The sequence below is a fragment of the Pseudomonas sp. TE3786 genome (genome assembly GCF_054057335.1).
In genome coordinates this window covers 288152-302838 of sequence record NZ_JBSRZF010000003.1, presented here as the reverse complement: position 1 = coordinate 302838, position 14687 = coordinate 288152, and the positions used below count along the sequence as shown (strand labels likewise).

The following is a 14687-nucleotide window of genomic DNA, read 5'->3' as shown; positions in this document are numbered from 1 at the left end:
CGGACAGCAATGGGCCATGGGGACATCGTGGTTCGAGGGGGACCAACGCCAGCAGATGCCTGCCCACCCCGCCAAGCCGGAGACGAGCCCATGCTCGACGCTTACTTTGTGGTTGCCCGCAACATCATTCGCCGGACCCACCGGGGTACGGCGCCCACCGATAGTCCCACCGTCTTTCACCAACGCGCCTGCAGTGACAGCCTGCTGCGTTACAACCAACAGCTGGCCAGCGGTCGTGAGCTGATCCACCTGCACAGGGTGATGCCGGCATGAAAAACCTCCCTCCCCGGCTACTCAGCCAAAGCTTCGAAGCCGCTACCGATGCGATTCTGATCAGCGACGTCAACGGCGTGATCCTCTGGTGCAACCCCGCCACCAGCATGCTCTGCGGCTACACCCGCCGCGAGCTGGTGGGCAAGCTGGCACTGCCGGAACTGAGCACGCGCAAAAGCCAGGCATTGCACCTGGCCAAGTTGCAGGCGCTGGTTGCTGGCACGCCATGGCACGGCGACTTTTCCGGGCGCTGCAAAGACGGCAGCCAGTACCGGGTGCACCAAGCGGTGTCGCCGGTGTTCGACGCCCTGGGCGCGGTGACCCACGTCATCACCATTTTGCACAGCGCCACTGCCATCGATAAGGAACACGCCAAGATGCGCCGCCTGGCCTACCACGACACCCTGACCGGGCTGCCCAACCGCCTGCTGTTCACCGAGCTGGTGCACCAGGCCATCGTGCACGCCGCCGACCAGCACAGTCTGTTGGCGATGATGTTTATCGACATGGATCAATTCAAAAACATCAACGACACCCTGGGGCACACGTTCGGCGACAAACTGCTGGTGGCCGTGGCCGAACGCCTGAGTCGAGCGGTGCGCAGTTCCGATGTGGTGGCGCGGCTGTCCGGCGATGAATTCGCCATTCTGATCAGCAATCTGGATCGCATCAGCGTGGCCAGCAGCCTGGCCAAACAGCTGGTCAACACTATCGACCAGCCCTTCCATATCGAAGAACACCGGATCAGCGCCCATATCAGCGTGGGCATCAGTTTCTACCCCCGTGACGGGCGTTCGTTCGAGGGGCTGATCAACCGCGCCGACGCGGCCATGTATTGCGCCAAAGCCGCGGGCGGCGGCGAATACCGGGCCTGCGAAGCCTGAGGCTTACTTCTGCCGGGCCGGTGGTGCCTCAACACCCGTGGTGCGCGGCGGTGCCGGACCGAAGATACGGATACCCGTCTTGGGCTTTTCCGGTGGATCGCTTTCGGGGATCAGAAACCAGACGCGCTTTAACGCACGCCGGCAGCCGCTGGCCAGGGCAACCACGGTGGTGGTCATGACTCGGTGACTCCGGTATCCAGAGCGACAGGCACCGCCTCATCGGGGAAATCATCAAACGCCTGATTGGCAGCGCACTGCTCCAGCGTGCGGCAATCCAGCGGCGCAGTTGTCTGCGGCCTGAGCAGATCGCGATTCGGCTGCGCGCTCAATAGGCGACGGGGCTCGCGTGTGCCATCGCTCCACGGATGCGGTTTCTTTGGACGGTCCATATCACCCTCGGCAATTCCTACCCATTGCGGGTATGCCGTGGGTTTCACTGGTAACAGTGGCGGGTGAGCTGGGGGAGTGTCTGTGCGATAGCACACGGTGGGGTGGTTGTTTTGCCTGAGGCAGCGTTAGCGAGCGGGCAACTCCCGATTCTCGACGGCGTTTTGAAACGCATCGCGGCCTATCGGAATGCCACAACCGCTCCTACGGTTTGTGCAGTCGAAGAAGCAGCCGCGATGTTTTTGATCTTGATCTGGCGGTTGATCTACCGCTGTTGATCTTGATCTGGCTGTTGATCTGCTTTTGATCTACCCGCCCCATTAGCGCAGGCCGAGTGGAGTCGTTGCGTAGGGGGTTGAGCGGCCGGGAGCCGCGAAAGTCCCGTTGGGCCATGGATGGCCCATCGGGACGGGCCCTGGAGCGACGACGGAGCGAGGGAACCTGGAGCGCAGCGGAAGGCCAAGGTTGGGGCAAGACCTTTTGGGTACTTTTGGGGCGACTGCCAAAAGTACCTCGCGCGTAAGGCGCGAAACCAAACGTAAAGCTGATGCGCTAAGGCAGAAATACGGTGAAATAACGTGGGAGCGTTGGGCTCTATAAGCGCTGGGCTCTATATCGGAGCTGACTTTCGTTACCGCAGGCGCTGAACGTTTTGTTTCGCGCCTTACGCGCGAGTTTCTTTTGGCAATCGCCCCAAAAGAAACCAAAAGGTCTTGCCCCAACCTTGGCCCTCCGCTGCGCTGCGGGTCCCCTCGCTCCGTCGTTGCTCCGGGGGTCGGCGAGATGGGCCATCCATGGCCCAACACGCCTTTCGCGGCTCCTGCCGCTCAACCCCCTGCGCAACGACTTCACTCGGCCTGCGCTAATGGGGCGGGTAGGTCAAAAGCAAGATCAAGATCACCAGCGGTAGATCAACAGCGGTAGATCCAACGCACTGGATCAAAAACCATCGCGGCATAACGAACAGCCGCGATGGTTTATCAGCGTCGAAGTATCAATGTCCCCAACGGCGGCAAACGCAGATTCAACGATTGCGCCAGCCCGTGACGTTCGTCGTCGTCGCTATGCACGCTGCCGCGGGAACCGGCGTTAGAACCGGCGTACTGTTCGTCGTCGCTATTGAGCAGCACCTGCCATTCACCAGCTTGCGGTACACCAATACGGTAGTTTTCCCGCGGTACCGGGGTGAAGTTATGCACCACCAGCAACGGCACGCCATCGTCGCCGTGGCGCAGCCAGGCGTAGACGCTGTTGCTGGCGTCGTCGCCGATCAGCCATTGGAAACCTTCGGCCTTGCCGTCGCGCTGGTACAGGGCCGGGTGCTGGCGGTACAGCTGGTTAAGGCTTTTCACCAGGTTCTGCGTGCCCTGGTGTTCGCCGTAACGCAGCAGGTACCAGTCCAGTTCATGGTCATGGCTCCACTCACGCCATTGGCCGAATTCGCAGCCCATAAACAGCAGTTTCTTGCCGGGGTGGCTCCACATAAAGCTCAGGTACAGGCGCAGGTTGGCGAATTTCTGCCAGCGGTCGCCGGGCATTTTGTCCAGCAGCGAGCGTTTGCCGTGTACCACCTCATCGTGGGAGATGGGCAGGATAAATTGCTCGGAAAAGGCGTAGAGCAAGCCGAAGGTAAGTTTGTCGTGGTGGTGCTGGCGGTTCAGTGGGTCTTCGGCGATGAATTGGAGGCTGTCGTGCATCCAGCCCATGTTCCATTTGTAGGCAAAGCCGAGGCCGCCGCCCTGGGTGTCGGCGCTGACGCCGGGCCAGGCGGTGGACTCTTCGGCTATCACCAGAGCCCCTGGCACTTCGGTGTGCACCACATCGTTGAGGTGGCGGAGAAAGTCGATGGCTTCGAGGTTTTCCCGGCCGCCGTGGCGGTTGGGAATCCATTCGCCGTCTTTGCGCGAGTAGTCGCGGTAGAGCATTGAGGCCACCGCATCCACGCGCAGGCCATCGATATGGTACTGGCGCAACCAATGCAGCGCCGAGGCCAGCATATAGCCGTGCACTTCGTTGCGGCCCAGGTTGTAGATAAAGGTGTCCCAGTCCTGGTGGAAGCCCTCGAACGGGTGCGCGTATTCGTATAGTGCGGTGCCGTCGAACCGCGCCAGGCCGTGGCTGTCGGTGGGGAAATGCGCCGGCACCCAGTCGAGAATCACGCCGATGCCGGCGCTGTGGCAGGCGTCGATAAAGCCGGCGAACTCTTCCGGGCTGCCGTAGCGGGCGCTGGGGGCAAATTGCGAGAGCAACTGGTAGCCCCAGGAGCCGCCGAACGGGTGTTCCATAATCGGCATCAGTTCGACATGGGTAAAACCCAGATCGAGGATATAGGGAATCAACTCCTCGGCCAGTTCGCCCCATTTCAGCACCCGGCCGTCTTCATGATGACGCCAGGAGCCGACATGCATTTCATAGATCGACAGCGGCTGGTTATGGGCCTGGGCATGCTGCCGGTTGTCCATCCACTGCTGGTCGTTCCAGGTGAACTCCAGTGGTTTGGATACCACCGAGCCAGTAGCCGGCGGCAGCTCGGTGGCCAGGGCAATCGGGTCGGCCTTTAGCGGCAGCACGCCATGGGCGCCGAGAATTTCATACTTATAGACTTCACCTGCCTGCAGCCGCGGGATAAACAGTTCCCACACGCCCGAGGGATGGCGCGCGCGCATCACATGCCGGCGTCCGTCCCAGCCGTTGAAATGGCCGACCACCGACACCCGCCGCGCATTCGGTGCCCACACGGCAAAGCGCACGCCGGGAATGCCGTTCTGCTCCATCAGCTGCGCGCCAAAGCTTTTGCCCAGCTCGCGATGGTTGCCTTCGCTGAACAGGTAGATATCGGTTTCCCCCAGTTGCGGGCCGAAGGCATAGGGGTCTTCGATTTCCTGCTCGCCTTCGCCCCAGCGAATCCGCAGGCGATAGGCACGCTGGTCGAGGGGGCGAATGGTGAAAAAGCCGGGTACCGAGCCCAGGGTCAGGCTGCCCATACTTTCGCCGCTAGCAGCATCGATCAGCTCGACGCCCAAGGCACCCGGCAGGTAGACGCGCACAATTGGCCCCTGCTCGTCGATGTGCGGGCCAAGGAAAGCAAAGGGGTCGTTGTGCTCAGCGCGCACCAGGGCCTGAATCTGCCCTTCCAGCGGGTCGTCGTGACGAGGTGCCAGCACTTTCAGATCAATCATCGTGCACTCCGCAGTAGGTGTTGGCCCAGTTCCACCAGGCCCTGCACTGGCACATTCAGCCAGTCGGGACGGTAGCGGGCTTCATAGAGAATCTCGTAGGCGGCTTTCTCCAGGCTGAACAGCGCCAGGGCCGCGACTTCGCCGTCGCGTTCATGCCAGGTATGGGGCAAGTCGGCAGCGGCCAGGCGGTAGGCTTCCTGGAACGCAGTGCGCGCCTGGCTGCGATACTGCGCGGCCACTTCACGGCGCACCGCTTCGGCTTCGCGGGAGGCATCGGTGCTTTGCGTATTGCGAATGGCCATGGCCGCGGCGTAGTCGAACGAGCGGATCATGCCGGCCACATCTTTCATCGGACTGTGGCGGGTACGGCGTTCCTGCAGGCTGCGGGTCGGCTCGCCTTCGAAGTCGATCAGGTAGGCATCGCCCTGCACCACCAGCACCTGGCCCAGATGCAAGTCGCCATGCACGCGGATACGCAGGCCGCCGAGGCTCAGCTTGGCCAGTTTGTGTACGGCAAGCAGCAAGGGCTTGCTGTTATCGGCCAGCCACGTGGCGAAATCGGGATCGGCGGCAGGACTGCTGGCCACCACCGCCAGCGCCTCCTGCAGCTGCGCAGCGATACTGCTGGCCCAGTCGTCGACGTCCTGCTGGGTGCTGACGATGGCACCGAAATCCGGGTTATCGGTGTGGCGCGCCAATACGCTGTGCATCTCGCCCAAACGCCGGCCGAGGTTGCGCGCAAAGCTGGCCAGCTCCAGGTCCGCCGGAGCCACGCTTGCGTCTTCGGCTTTCACAGAAGGCGCTGACAACTTGTCGCGCACCGCCCGCTCCAGGGTATTTTGCGTCCACTGCCAGGCATCGCCCTGGTTGCTGAGGAACTGCTGCAGCACCATCAGGGTGTGGGGCACGCCCTGAGCATCGACGCGGCGCACTTCGCCGAGCAGTTGCGGGATATTGGCAAAGCCCTGGGCGGTGAGATAACCGCCCATTTCGGTTTCCGGGTGGATACCGGGCATTACCCGCCGCACCAGTTTCAGCACCATGCTTTCGCCGATCAGTGCCGAGCTATTGGATTGCTCGGCGGAGACCAGCTTGATTTCCTCATCCGGGTTATCCACCACCTGCTGCAACTGCGGAGTCGGCAGAAATTGCAGCTCACTGCCGGCCGAACTGAGTACCTGGCCGTCGCGCAGATAGCGCACCACCTGCTGGCTGAATTCGCCCAAGGTGAAGGCATCGGTAAGCAAGCCCACTTCCCTGCCCCGACGCAGACGCGCCAAGGCCAGCTGCTGCGGCACTGTGCTGCCGGCGGTGTTTTCCGCCACGTAGCTGAGGGGCAGCTGGTAATGCTCGACCTGCTCGCCGCTGCGCACCTCCACTTCGCTGAGCACGCTCAATTCGCCGAACGGCACCACATAGAGCAGTTTGTATTCCGCCGCCGCATCGGCATCCAGATTGGAGAACCAACGGCGTTTGGGTAGATAGGCTGGCAACGACTCGCGGCTGAGGGTCAGGTGGCAACGCGACTGCGCCAATTCGCTCAGGTCGCGCTTGATCACCAGGGTCGGCAGATCGGGCATACGGTCTACGGGCGGCACATGCCAGGCTGGCATCTGCGCCTCTTCGGCGAGCAGAAACCAGTAGAAACCGTAGGGCGGCAAGGTCAGCAGGTAATGCAGCTGGCCAATCGGCGGGAACGAAGTGCCGCCGACCATCTCCACCGGCACCATGCCGTTATAGGCCGACAGCTCCAGCTCGGCCGCCTGGGCGGCGCGGGAGACATTGGCCACGCACAGAATGATTTCGTGTTTGCCATCCACCCCGGTGTATTCGCGCAAATAGGCGAGGATGCGTCGGTTGGCCGGTGCAAGCATTTTCAGGGTGCCGCGGCCAAAGGCTTTTTGCTGTTTGCGGATGGCCAGCATGCGCCGCGTCCAGTTCAGCAGCGAATGGGTATCGCGCTGCTGGGTTTCCACGTTGATGCTCTGGAAGCCGTAGAGCGGGTCCTGAATCGGCGGCAACACCAGGCTGGCCGGGTCGGCGCGGGAGAAGCCGCCATTGCGGTCAATCGACCACTGCATAGGCGTACGCACGCCATCGCGGTCGCCAAGGAAAATATTGTCGCCCATGCCGATTTCGTCGCCGTAATACAGGGTCGGGGTGCCCGGCATCGACAGCAGCATGCTGTTCAGCAGCTCGATCCGCCGCCGATCACGCTCCACCAGCGGTGCCAGGCGACGGCGAATGCCCAGGTTGATGCGTGCCCGGCGATCCGCCGCGTAGTAGTTCCACAGGTAGTCCCGTTCATGGTCGGTGACCATTTCCAGGGTCAGCTCATCGTGGTTGCGCAGAAAGATCGCCCACTGGCAGTTGGCGGGGATTTCCGGGGTCTGGCGGAGGATATCGGTGATCGGAAAACGGTCTTCCTGGGCGATGGCCATATACATGCGCGGCATCAGCGGAAAGTGGAAGGCCATATGGCATTCATCGCCGGGGCCGCCGTCTTCGCCGCCAAAATACAGCTGGGTGTCTTCCGGCCATTGATTGGCCTCGGCCAGCAGCATGCGGTCCGGGTAGGTAGCATCCAGCTCGGCGCGGATTTTCTTCAGCACCACATGGGTTTCGGCAAGGTTCTCGTTATTGGTGCCTTCGCGCTCGATCAGGTACGGAATGGCGTCCAGACGCAGGCCGTCGACGCCCAGGTCGAGCCAGAAACGCATCACGCTGAGCACTTCCTTAAGCACCTGCGGGTTGTCGAAATTCAGGTCGGGCTGGTGGGAGTAGAACCGGTGCCAGAAGTACTGGCCGGCGACCGGGTCCCAGGTCCAGTTGGACTTTTCCGTGTCGAGAAAAATGATCCGGGTTTCCGGGAATTTCTGGTCGCTATCGGACCACACATAAAAGTCCCGCGCCTTGGAGCCGGGCTTGGCCCGCCGGGCTTTCTGAAACCAGGGGTGCTGGTCGGAGGTGTGGTTGATCACCAGTTCGGTAATCACCCGGATGCCGCGGGCATGGGCCTCGGCGATAAAACGCTTGGCGTCGGCCATGCCGCCGTAATCGGGATGCACGTCGCGGTATTCGGCGATGTCGTAGCCATCGTCGCGGCGTGGCGAGGGGTAAAACGGCAACAGCCAGATGGTGTTCACGCCAAGGTCGGCAATGTAATCGAGCTTGGAAATCAGCCCGGGGAAGTCGCCGATGCCGTCGTTATTGGCGTCGAAATACGACTTCACATGCACCTGATAGATCACCGCGTCCTTGTACCAGAGCGGGTCTTCGATAAAGGCCGCAGGCCGGCGTTTTTTCCGCCGTTCGGTGCTGGGCTTTTTGTTGTCGTTGTTCGCTTGGTCGCTCATCGCGTCCCCCTTAGCTGGTTACGCGTACGCGCCAGATACCGAATGGCTGCTGCCACGGTTCAATGCGCATCCATTGGGTTTTGCCGTGCCAGGTCCAGGTGTGCCCGGTCATCAGGTCTTCACCGTGCAGGCTGGCATCATCAGGCAGGCCGAACTCCCAGAGTGGCAGTTCGAAATGGGCTTCCTGCGCGTTGTGCGGATCGAGGCTGACCGCCACCAGAACGAAATTGCTGAGGTCGGCAGTGCGCTTGCCGAACAGCAGAATATTGTCGTTGTAGCAGGTGAACACCTTCAGCCCCAGGTGGGTTTGCAGCGCCGGGTTCTGCCGGCGAATGCGATTGAGCTGGGCGATCTCGCTGACGATATTGCCGGCCTGCTGGTAGTTGCGCGGACGGATCTGGTACTTCTCCGAATCCAGGTACTCCTCCTTGCCCGGCACCGGCGCCGCCTCGCAGATTTCAAAGCCCGAATACATGCCCCACAGCCCCGAGCCCATGGTGGCCAGCACCGCTCGGATCAGAAAGCCGGCGCGGCCGTTGCCGTGCAGAAAGGCCGGGTTGATATCCGGGGTATTGACGAAGAAATTCGGCCGGTAGCAATCGCGCCATGGCGCTTCGTTCAACTCGGTGAAATAGGCTTCCAGCTCGGCCTTGGTATTGCGCCAGGTGAAATAGGTGTAGCTCTGGCTAAAGCCGACCTTGCCCAGCCGCGCCATCATCGCCGGACGGGTAAAGGCTTCGGCGAGGAAGATCACCTCGGGATGCACGGCGCGGATATCGGCAATCAGCCACTCCCAGAACGGCAGCGGCTTGGTGTGCGGGTTATCCACGCGAAACAGGGTGACGCCCTGCTCCACCCAGCCTTTCACCACATCGCGCAGGGCCAGCCACAGATCGGGCATGGCGTCCTTGGCGTAGAAATCGACGTTGACGATGTCTTCGTACTTTTTCGGTGGGTTCTCCGCATGGCGAATACTGCCGTCCGGCCGCCAGCTGAACCAGCCGGGATGCTCCTTGAGCCAGGGGTGATCCGGGGAGCATTGGATGGCGAAATCCAGGGCGATTTCCAGGCCATGTTCCTTGGCGGCTTTTACCAGCGCACGGAAATCTTCGAAGCTGCCCAGCTGCGGATGAATCGCCTCGTGGCCACCGTCCTTGCTGCCGATGGCATAGGGGCTGCCAGGGTCATTGGCGCGAGCCTGCAGGGAGTTATTGCGGCCTTTGCGGTGCGCGCGGCCGATAGGGTGAATCGGCGGAAAATACAGCACATCAAAGCCCATATCGCGCACATAAGGCAGGCGCCCGATCACATCGCGCAGGGTGCCGTGGCGGTTCTCGTCATCGGTGACCGAGCGTGGAAACAGCTCGTACCAACTGGCGAACTCGGCCAGCTTGCGCTCCACCTCCAGCGGATAGGCCGGACTATTGATGCGGTGTGGGTGCGGCTCGGTCAGGCGCATCAGTTCGGTGCTCTGCGGTGCCAGAAAGAACGCCACGCGCTCCTCCACCGACTGGGTTTCCTGCAGAGTTTGCAGGCGCTCGGCCATGGGTTCCGCGTACTCCGGGCCGGCATGCTCGGCAGCGCGACGCAGCAACTGCTCGCCTTCCTGCAGCTCCAGGGTAATAGGCACCCCGGCGCCGATTTTTTTCATCAACTCATAGGTAAAGGTGGCGTAACCATCCCACCAGGCCTGCACCGCGAACTGATAACGACCGGGCTGCTGCACCGTGAATTCGCCTTGCCACAGGTCATTGCCGACAAAGGTCAACGGTGCCCGGTGCCAGACCTCCTCCAGCTCGGCACGCCAGAGGACAGCGCCATCGAGCTTGTCGTGGCCATCGGTAAAAATCACCGCGCTCACGCTAATGGGCGAACCGACCACAGTCTTGGCCGGAAAGCGCCCCGCCTCCACCACCGGCGTCACCGACTCGATGGCGATACGCGGCAGATGCAAAGCGTCTTCTATGGGCAAACTGTTGGTTTGCCGTTCAGCGACCTGATTGAGTGGGGCCAAGGGGCGTGCATGCGACATCGAATCGGGCTCCGTCACTGCAAACAGCCGCCGCCCGGTGACCTGGGTGGCGGCACGTCTGGATTCGTTGTCCCTGCGCTAAACAGGGGGCGTACAGTTCCGAGCCCCGTGGTAGAGCAAAAGTTCAGGGTTTTGCCGAATAGCCGCTGACATCGCCCAGCGCAAGATTGTGGGTCCCAGCCTGCGCTGGGACGACGGTGGTAGTTGCCAGAACCGGCGTCACCCCAGCGCGGGCTGGGGTCCGCAATTCCGGGATTTACGCTACAGTCGCTGCCCCTCCGCTTTCCCGTGCTGCCATGCTTACCGCCTACCTCGGCCTATTCGCCAGTGCCTTTATCGCCGCCACCCTGCTGCCGTTGCAATCGGAAGCCGTGCTGGTGGGTTTGCTGCTGACTGGCGGCTATTCAACGGCGGCGCTGTTGCTGGTGGCCACGGCCGGTAATGTGCTGGGTTCGCTGCTGAACTGGGGGCTGGGCCGAGCCGTGGAGCGCTACCGCCAACGACGCTGGTTCCCCGCCAGCGCGCAGCAACTGCAACGGGCTCAGCAGTGGTACCAACGTTATGGTTGCTGGACCCTGCTGTTGAGTTGGCTGCCGATAGTCGGCGACCCGCTGACCCTGGTGGCTGGGGTGATGCGGGAGCCACTGTGGCGCTTTTTGCTGTTGGTGAGCATCGCCAAAGCGGGCCGCTATCTGGTGTTGGCGGCGATAGTGTTGAACCTCAACATCCACCTGTAGGAGCGGCTTCAGCCGCGATCAGCCGGGCCGGCAAACACTGTTTGTGCGTGGGCCATGATCAACAGCATCGCGGCTGAAGCCGCTGCAACAGGCCGCAGGCTAATCGTCCAGCGGCGCGGGCGCTGGTGCTGCCGGCTCAGCCGCCGGCTTGGTCAATTCCTTCTCACTGGCCGGCAACTGATCCACCGTACTGAACAACTGCTGCGGCTCGATCGCCCCGGCATGTTCCAGCTTCTTTTCACCATCCTTACCCAGCAGAATCACCTTGGCCTGGGCACTGGCACCCAGCTTCAACGCCCGAATCAGCGCCATGGTGCTTTGCGGGTCGAGGTCTTTGCCATCGCGTTTGCCGATGGTGTTAACCACCGTATAGAGCACCATATTGCGTTCCTTGAAGGCCGTCTGGTTGGCTGGTTCTTTCAGCGCTGCCAGCAGTTTCACCAGCGCCGGATCAGCCGCGCTGTTGGCGATCACAATCAGCGGTCGGGCCTGACCACGGTCGGCGTTTAACGGGCTGTCATCGCCATCGGCCAGTACCGGGCCGGCCAGGGCCACCATCAACGCCATGCTGAACGAACGCAAAAACATACACACCTCCGTTGAAAAACCATCCCGACAGAGATTGCCTGGAAGTGGCAAAGGTTCCCTGGCGGGCGGAGGTCTTTCCAAGAACCACGGTCGTCCCAGCGTAGGCTGGGACCCAGAATTTCCAAGCGGAGCGCGCCATCTGATCCGCTTTTTTCCATCCAACCTGAGTCTGTTATCGGATCAGTTGTGTCGCGATCATGGCCCCGCCTGATAAAGAGCCTGATGGGGCCATGCCATGACTGACCGTATTCCCGCGACGATCATCGACACCATTGATCCGCGCCAACCGCTACGCCTGACGCCGGCGCAAGCCGGCGGGCCGATTCATACCCGTGCCTTCACCGGCCTGTTCCGCAACCTGCGGCTGTATGGCGCAGGGCTGCTGTTTGCGATTTTCTTCGGTACCGCCTGGCTGAACTGGGAAGGTCGGCAGGCGGTGCTCTGGGACCTGTCGGGGCAGCGTTTCTATATCTTCGGCGCGACCTTCTGGCCGCAGGATTTCATTCTGCTGTCGGCCCTGCTGATCATCGCCGCCTTCGGCCTGTTCGCCATCACCGTATTCGCCGGCCGCGTCTGGTGCGGCTACACCTGCCCGCAAAGCGTGTGGACCTGGGTGTTCATGTGGGTGGAAAAGGTCACCGAGGGCGACCGCGGGCAGCGCATCAAGCTGGACGCCGCGCCCTGGTCAATCAACAAAGTGCTGCGCCGTGCGGCCAAGCATGGCCTGTGGTTAAGCGTCAGCCTGATAACCGCCATCGGCTTTATTGGCTACTTTGTGCCGGTACGCCAGCTCAGCCATGAACTACTGAGCTTTAGCCTCGACAGTGGCAGCGCCACCTGGCTTTTGCTGTTTACCGCCGCCACCTACCTGAACGCCGGCTGGTTGCGGGAAAAAGTCTGCCTGCATATGTGCCCGTACTCGCGTTTTCAGAGCGTGATGTTCGACAAGGACACCCTGCTGGTCAGCTACGACGCCGCCCGTGGCGAAAGCCGTGGCCCGCGGCGCAAGGACGTGGCACCGCAAAGCGTCGGTCTGGGTGACTGCATCGACTGCACGATGTGCGTGCAGGTGTGCCCGACCGGTATCGATATTCGCGACGGCCTGCAGCTGGATTGCATCAGCTGCGGCGCCTGCATCGATGCCTGCGATTCGGTGATGGACAAGATGGGCTATGCCCGTGGCCTGGTGGGCTACCGCTCGGAACGCTCCCTGGCTGGCGGCAAAACCCGCTTCTACAGACCGCGACTGGTGAGTTATGCCGCCGCTCTGGCGTTGATGATTGGTGCCTTTGTCTGGGCTCTGGATGCACGGCCGCTGCTGTCCCTGGATATCACCCGTGACCGTGGCCTGTTCCGCGAAAACAGCGCCGGGCAGATCGAAAATATCTACAGCTTCAAGGTGATCAACAAAACCCAGCAGAGCCGCACCTATGAGCTGGCGCTGAACGATGACGGTCCGTTTGAACTGCGTGGCCACACCCTTGTGAATCTGGCTGCGGGGGAAATTACCGATGTGCCCTTGAGTGTGGTGCTGACCGCACCGCGCCTGAGCAACACCTCGCAGCGCGTTGGCTTTGAAGTGCATGAGGTGGGCGCGCCGCAGAACCGAGTGACGGGATTCAGCACCTTTGTCTCGCCACTCAATCGCTAACAGCATCGCGGCTGAAGCCGCTTCTACGAGAACGCGAAATCCGTAGGAGCGGCTTCAGCCGCGATGCCTTTGATCCAAGAGGTCCATCGCATGACCGCGCCGCTTTCCGTAGAGTACCTTCCTGCCCCTGCGCCCGCGGTTATCCAGGACAAGATGAAACGCTACGAAAAATTCGCTGATGAAATTGCCGAGTTGATCCGCACCGGGGTGCTGGCCGCCGGGGAAAAAGTGCCGTCGGTGCGCCATGCCAGCCGCACCTATGGGGTTAGCCCGTCCACGGTGTTCCAGGCCTATTACCTGCTGGAAGACCGTGGCCTGATCCAGGCGCGGGCGCGCTCGGGCTACTTTGTTCGCGAGCATGCCAAGAGGCCCTTGCCCGAGGCGCAGATCAGCCCGCGTCAGGCGCAGACCACCGATGTCGATGTCAGCGAGCTGGTGTTCTCTGTGCTGGGTTCCTTGAAAGACCCCAATACCGTGCCTTTTGGCTCGGCCTTTCCCAGCCCCGACCTGTTTCCCCTCGCCCGCCTGGCGCGTTCCATGGCGCAGAGCCTGCGTCTGCTGTCGCCCCATGCGGTGATCGCCGATATGACCGCCGGCAACCCCGACCTGCGCCGGCAGATTGCCCTGCGCTATATGGTCAGCGGCGTGATGCTGCCGCTGGAAGAACTGGTGATCAGCAATGGCGCCATGGAGGCACTCAATCTGTGCCTGCAAACCGTCACTCAACCTGGGGATCTGGTGGCCATCGAGGCACCGGCCTTTTACGCCACCTTGCAGGTGCTCGAGCGCCTGAAGCTCAAGGCCGTGGAGATTCCCGTGCACCCGCGCGAAGGCATCGACCTGCAAACCCTCAGCGACAGCCTGGCGCAACTGCCGATCAAGGCCTGCTGGTTTATGAGCAGCCTGCAGAACCCCCTGGGCGCGAGCATGAGCGAGGAGAAAAAACGCGCGCTTTACGAGCTGCTGCATCAGCACCAGGTGCCGCTGATCGAGGACGATGTGTACGCCGAGCTGTATTACGGCAGCCAGCCGCCCAAGCCGGTGAAAAGCTTCGACCGCGATGGGTTGGTGATGCACTGCGGCTCGTTTTCAAAAAGCCTGGCACCGGGTTATCGGGTGGGCTGGGTGGCCGGTGGGCGTTATGCGGAAAAGATCAGCCGCTTGAAACTGATGACCACCATTTCACCCTCGGTGCCGGCCCAGGCAGCGATTGCCGACTACCTGCAACATGGCGGCTACGACCGTCACCTGCGCAAACTGCGGCACACCCTGGAGATGCAACAGAGCGCCATGCTCGCCTCCGCCGCCCGCCATTTCCCCGCCGAAACACGGGTGACGCGGCCCAGTGGCGGCTACTTTCTATGGTTTGAATTTCCCCAGCAGGTGGACTCGCTGCAGCTGTTTCAACTGGCGCTGGCGCAAGGCATCAGCCTGGCACCGGGGCCGATCTTCTCCGCCACCCGGCGTTTCGGCAATTGCGCGCGGTTGAACCATGGCCACCCGTGGGATGCGGCCAGTGAGCGGGCGATGGAGATGCTGGGGCGGATTGTCGGGTCGTTTTAAAACCGTACGGTTACCTGTAGGAGCGGCTTCAGCCGCG

10 protein-coding genes are annotated in these 14687 nt (G+C 61.9%); 5 read left to right on the top strand and 5 right to left on the bottom strand.

From position 1 onward, the window contains the following. The first annotated feature begins 90 nt into the window (after positions 1-90). Both ACVW0Y_RS05790 and ACVW0Y_RS05785 read left to right on the top strand, forming a co-directional pair. Positions 91-273, top strand: a complete 183-nt coding sequence (locus ACVW0Y_RS05790) for a hypothetical protein (protein WP_457436672.1) — start codon at positions 91-93, stop codon at positions 271-273. Further along, positions 270-1157, top strand: coding sequence for a diguanylate cyclase domain-containing protein (locus ACVW0Y_RS05785; RefSeq protein WP_457436670.1), 888 nt, complete (start codon positions 270-272; stop codon positions 1155-1157). Before ACVW0Y_RS05790 ends, ACVW0Y_RS05785 begins: the two co-directional genes overlap by 4 nt. A 3-nt stretch (positions 1158-1160) precedes the next feature. Here the strand turns inward: ACVW0Y_RS05785 and ACVW0Y_RS05780 are convergent, their stop codons facing one another. From ACVW0Y_RS05780 to ACVW0Y_RS05765, 4 genes are all read right to left on the bottom strand, one after another. Continuing rightward, a complete protein-coding gene (locus ACVW0Y_RS05780; protein WP_457436669.1) occupies positions 1161-1334 on the bottom strand; it encodes a hypothetical protein in 174 nt (57 codons plus the stop codon). A gap of 1190 nt (positions 1335-2524) precedes the next feature. Continuing rightward, a complete protein-coding gene (glgB, locus tag ACVW0Y_RS05775; protein WP_457436668.1) occupies positions 2525-4723 on the bottom strand; it encodes a 1,4-alpha-glucan branching protein GlgB in 2199 nt (732 codons plus the stop codon). Continuing rightward, the gene (treS, locus tag ACVW0Y_RS05770) at positions 4720-8079 is read right to left on the bottom strand and encodes a maltose alpha-D-glucosyltransferase (protein WP_457436666.1); all 3360 of its coding nucleotides are present in this window, start codon (positions 8077-8079) and stop codon (positions 4720-4722) included. The genes glgB and treS overlap by 4 nt, the downstream gene beginning before the upstream one ends. 10 nt (positions 8080-8089) lie before the next feature. Then, positions 8090-10111, bottom strand: coding sequence for an alpha-1,4-glucan--maltose-1-phosphate maltosyltransferase (locus ACVW0Y_RS05765; RefSeq protein ID WP_457436664.1), 2022 nt, complete (start codon positions 10109-10111; stop codon positions 8090-8092). A gap of 296 nt (positions 10112-10407) precedes the next feature. Between ACVW0Y_RS05765 and ACVW0Y_RS05760 the strand changes: the two genes are divergently transcribed. Then, positions 10408-10848 (top strand): YqaA family protein, encoded by a 441-nt coding sequence (locus tag ACVW0Y_RS05760; RefSeq protein ID WP_457436662.1) that lies wholly within the window; start codon positions 10408-10410, stop codon positions 10846-10848. A 99-nt stretch (positions 10849-10947) separates the two neighbouring features. Here ACVW0Y_RS05760 and ACVW0Y_RS05755 read toward each other — a convergent pair whose 3' ends face one another. After that, a complete protein-coding gene (locus ACVW0Y_RS05755; protein ID WP_457436661.1) occupies positions 10948-11436 on the bottom strand; it encodes a DUF4174 domain-containing protein in 489 nt (162 codons plus the stop codon). A 235-nt stretch (positions 11437-11671) separates the two neighbouring features. Between ACVW0Y_RS05755 and ccoG the strand changes: the two genes are divergently transcribed. Further along, on the top strand, positions 11672-13087 hold the full coding sequence (ccoG, locus tag ACVW0Y_RS05750; protein WP_457436660.1) for a cytochrome c oxidase accessory protein CcoG: 1416 nt from the start codon (positions 11672-11674) through the stop codon (positions 13085-13087). 153 nt (positions 13088-13240) lie between these two features. Further along, a complete protein-coding gene (mapR, locus tag ACVW0Y_RS05745) occupies positions 13241-14650 on the top strand; it encodes a GntR family transcriptional regulator MpaR (protein ID WP_457436658.1) in 1410 nt (469 codons plus the stop codon). The last annotated feature ends 37 nt before the right edge of the window (positions 14651-14687 follow it).